At 41.1% G+C, this 4,522-nt stretch carries 2 protein-coding genes and 1 pseudogene; 1 reads left to right on the top strand and 2 read right to left on the bottom strand.

Annotated features, from left to right (window positions below; genetic code table 11):
- Positions 1-570: pseudogene (locus H6G26_RS38935) on the top strand (abortive phage infection protein); the annotation flags it as partial.
- A gap of 252 nt (positions 571-822) precedes the next feature.
- Here H6G26_RS38935 and H6G26_RS38930 read toward each other — a convergent pair.
- Together H6G26_RS38930 and H6G26_RS38925 are read right to left on the bottom strand one after the other, a co-directional pair.
- Positions 823-2,823, bottom strand: a complete 2,001-nt coding sequence (locus H6G26_RS38930; RefSeq protein WP_190737148.1) for a DEAD/DEAH box helicase — start codon at positions 2,821-2,823, stop codon at positions 823-825.
- A gap of 373 nt (positions 2,824-3,196) precedes the next feature.
- Positions 3,197-4,522, bottom strand: a 1,326-nt coding sequence (locus tag H6G26_RS38925; protein ID WP_190737146.1) for a hypothetical protein, incomplete at its 5' end; no start/stop codon positions are given.

Raw genomic sequence — 4,522 nt, 5'->3', positions numbered from 1 at the left:
CTTCCAAGTAACATCACAGATGCAGAAAGGGAACGATTAACCGCTTTACTGCCTCTACTTTCTCAAGCCTTGTGGATAGAGCAAAGACTGTACGAAATAATTCAAGACCATATCAGCAACCCCAGAAGAAAGGGTGCTAACGATTTAGCTTCAATAGATATACGTAAAACTACGTTGTTACCGGACAGCAAGTACTCATTCGGGTTTGGTGCGCCAACTGACCTCGCATTACCGATAATCGCGTCCTATCGGGTATTTTTGGATAAAGACTATAAATGGATTCTGCCGTTTAATGAATTCGCCGAAGACTTTTTACAACACGTGTGGACGAACTATTTCCGCAAATATTTGGTGTCGGAGAAAACAGCAGGAAATACAGTCGGTACAAAAATCAGCCGGAACCAGGAGATTTGGGAAAGTTTGTATATCTCGGCGCAAAGTTATCTAAATCAGCACTTGGTGAAAATGGTTAATTCTAGTAAGTCAGAAGAACCGAAGCTTACAGAAAGTACAAACAAGAGGGCAAGAAGGAAAAGCAATGGACTCAACGCGACCTCTGTGCCTAAATAGGTTTTACCAAACAGTGCATGATACCAATTCACTAAAATAATGAAACAGATGTAAATCCTGAAAGGCTTGCTGTATCTAAGTTTTCTAATTGCGTACAGCCCTTTGGGCATGAAAACAGCGACGCGCAAAGCGAGTCTACGTTCGCTTTTAGCGTCTCGTAGAGAGCGTCATTGCGTTAGCGTTCACGAAGTGTCTCGTAGAGAAGCGGGGCGCAGCAAGAGTGCGAATTGTGAATTGGTATAACATGGGGAATTAACTTAACCGGAACATGACTTTAGCAAGCTTGCCAAATCCTTTACTAAAGGCATATTCAATCTCTGCGGGATCACAAATCTCTGTTAGTTTGGATTTCAGCCCAGGAAGTTCTCTAACCTCAATACAGATATTTACATATACATCTTTAATTTCCACATGGAATAGTCCAGCATTTATGTTTAAAAAATCGCCTGTTAGCATTGAACAGTAAGTTAAGGATTCAAGCCATTGTGATTTGTACTTCACTCGAAAATAATTATCACCTAAATTCTTTTTGAACTTAGATGACTTTTCAATTGTTTTTGGTTCCCAAAATATACTATTTTCCAACTGCCCAAGAGCTTCTATTGTCGTTACATTAGTCGCCACATTGCTACTGCCTTGTTTTAGCTTTTTCTGTTCAACGAAAGACATAGCCAAGATGCGGTTCTTATGTCGTTCAAAAGCTTCCTTGTACAGTTCCCATGCTTTTTTGGTAATTGCTGATTGGGATGGCTCAACCATTTTAACGATTTCGCGCCAATCTCCAAGAGTGAATCTAGTAATATTTTCAATAAAAGCGATGAAAATGGCGCTATAAATTTTAGTGGGACTCGCACCTCGTAAACCTTGCCTTCGGATCGTATCAGTAACTAAGTCTAATCTGTAAGTAGAAACAGAAAGGTCAATTTCTGTTAGAGTTAGGCTAAAACCCTGTCTAAGTCGGATTCTGCTAAAATTTGGCTTTGTAGGATTCTCAATAGTTGTAAAATAAATCGTTTCACCACAGCTTGGACAAATAGCTTGGTGATGTTGAATCACTACTCCATCCTCGTCAACTTCGGCTTCAATAGCTAATTCATCAGTTAGCGGTTTAAAAATATGGGTGCAATGCTCACATTGGATTAAGCCTTTGTTTTGTATTTCTGATATAGTTTTAGGCAATAAGCTCCATTTGCGTGGTTCATCAGGAAGCCCATGTTTTTTCCAATTATCGGTAATATCAATAATCACCGCAGTGGGTTTTAAAGTGTAAGTTCTTAGAACCCGTCCCAGCATTTGCAGCCACATAGTAGAGCTTTCAGTCGGACGGACGCAGTAGACGCACTCAATATTAGGGCAATCAAAGCCCTCGGTTAAGATTTCGTAATTAGTAATTACTTGGGTTGTCCCATTGCGAAAACGCTGCAATATTTCTAATCTCTCTTGTGGGGGAGTTTTCCCATCTAAATGTTCGGCACTAATATAATTACGAGAAAATTCCGCAGCCAGGGCACGAGAATGTTCTAAGCTACAGGCGAAAATAACTGTACGAAGATTTCGTGCATATTTAAAGTAATTCTCAAGGATTTCACTAACCCCAATCTGGCTAGTGACGGCAACCGCTAGGTCTTTGGCTCTGAAATCTCCACGAGATTTTGCAACTCCAAGAGTCGAAATAGTTTGATTCGTTGCAAATAATCGAAACTTACTTAAATACCCAGCCTGAATTAAGTCAGTCGTGTCAATGCCAATAACCAAATCATCAAATAAATCAACAAAACCTTGACCGTCAATTCTCTGGGGAGTGGCAGTTACACCTAATATTTGGGCGCTTTCATAATGTTCAATTAATCGCCGATAAGATAAAGCAGTTGCATGATGCGCTTCATCCAATATCAAAAGTCCAATCTTCATTGGCAACTCTAATACCTCTCGTCTGCTCAAGGTTTGAACGCTAGCAACTTGGATTCTTCGCTCAGGATTAGCCAGAACACCTGCTTTGATAATCCCAACTGGTTCACCGATGATTTCTGAGAGTTTTTCGGCAGCTTGAGATATCAACTCAATCCGATGGGCAATGACTAAAACTTGCTTTCCTTGGTCAAAGAATTTATGAGAAATATGTGCAAAACACACCGTTTTCCCGGCGGCTGTCGGGAGTTGTCCAAGCACCCGCCTATTACCTTGATCCCAAGAATTCCAAATATCTTTTATCCACTGATGTTGGTAATCTCTAAGTTCGTAGGTAACAGGCATTTAATCTCCCTCAACAATAATTTTTCTTCCGTAGGAATATTGCTCATTATGCCATAAGCTCTTCAAGTTAAGATACCAAAAATCCCAATTACAAAAGTACTAAAGATGTTTTTTGTTGAGTTGATGCGATTTTACTTCATCAAGAGCAAATTATATTGAAAATAAGCTAGAGGTGATACACTGCAATTAAAGTTTTATTTTATTCAATGCTAATAGCATTTTTTTTATAACTTCTTTTGTGTTCGCGTAGTTTTAGGATAGCAATCGAAAATCTAAAACCCTTGTAGACACTCGTAGTGACGTACCTACACCGACCTGTACGCAGGCGGTGTAGGTACGTCACGAATTGACTGCATATTTTCTCCTGATAATTTTAGTTCTGGTTGCTATTTGCGCCGTCGAATTTGTACTTAATTGGAGAATCTTGAAGCAATCTTTCGATTCCTAAACGGATTAAATCTGGTGGAACTCCGTCTAATTTCAACTCGGTTTGAATAAACTCATCAATTGAATTAGCTTTCGTTTTCTCCAAAAGTGCCAACATCTGTTGAGCTTGAGTTTTTGGCGCATCCACTGATGAATTAGCTTCGGTACTAGAAGAATGTTGCTCGCTGGGTGCAGAATTAACAAACTGTTTGGTATCTCGGTCATAGCCAGAGAAGTTTTTTAGCTGTGGCATTGGGAACCATTGATTGATGCCGCCGTAATACACTGCTCGACCAACTGGTAATTGTGCGGCAATCTCCATGACTTGGGTGGAAGTAATCTTGCGATCGCTGGGTATGAGTTGAGTGGCAATCATGGCGTTGTAAGCTGGGACGTTATCTGGAGAAACTAAGGCAACAGATGTTAACTGCGATCGCAGTCCGCCAGAAATGCCCAAGTCGTCAGTATGGGGATTTTGCACGACAATCCAGAAATGCCAACCAGAACTATCACCGCAAGAACAGTAAGAGATGATTTTGTCTTTAAGGCAGCCAATTTCACCCTTGGTATTTTTGAACTTGGAACAAACAGCCGTGCCTTCATCTAAAATGATGAGCTTTGGGCCAGAGATTTTCTGGAACTCGGTAAAACATTCTTTGACCCACTTGACCGCTTCGACTGGCGACATTTCTAGGATTTTAGCCCGTTTAAAAGTATCAACACGACCTAAGAAATATCCAGTTTCTTTCTCGTCACCTTTGGGATCAATATAAAAGATGTGTATGCCAGGATGTAGCCGCTTAATAGCATCGATTGCATTGCTAATGGTGATGCCTTTGCCAGAACCAGGGACACCAACCCACAGCATATTGGTAACTTTCTTAGCAATATGCCCAATTAGGTCATACTGCGCTTGGGGTTTAGTGGTGTAGGTGGAGATATCGGTATTGACTGGAGAGGAAGAAGCACTTTGCACCTTAGCAGAGGGCATGGGAGAAATTTCCCCGTAGCTCCCTGCACTCTGCCCCGTTTCCTCTTCAAACGTTGCTCCCACAGCATGATTTGGTAATTGAGCAAATCGAGCTTGTGGGATGCCAAGATTTTGCGGTTGTATCGCCTCTTGAATAACTGTTACTTGTTGGTAGTTAACTTGCGGGTCAATTGTCACTTGCGCTAAATGCCCAGACAATTGCTCACGGGTGGGAAACTGCCCACGTAGCTGAATAAACCAATCAAGTAACCAACGGTAAGCGTAAAATCTTTTTCCTGGCTC

The organism is Nostoc sp. FACHB-888, from assembly GCF_014696655.1.
Taxonomy (GTDB): domain Bacteria; phylum Cyanobacteriota; class Cyanobacteriia; order Cyanobacteriales; family Nostocaceae; genus Nostoc.
This window is presented reverse-complemented; position numbering and strand designations above follow the sequence as displayed.

Excerpts from the sequence above, each read along its gene's own strand:
- H6G26_RS38930 (WP_190737148.1), bottom strand. The coding sequence starts at position 2,823 with ATGCCTGTTACCTACGAACTTAGAGATTACCAACATCAGTGGATAAAA.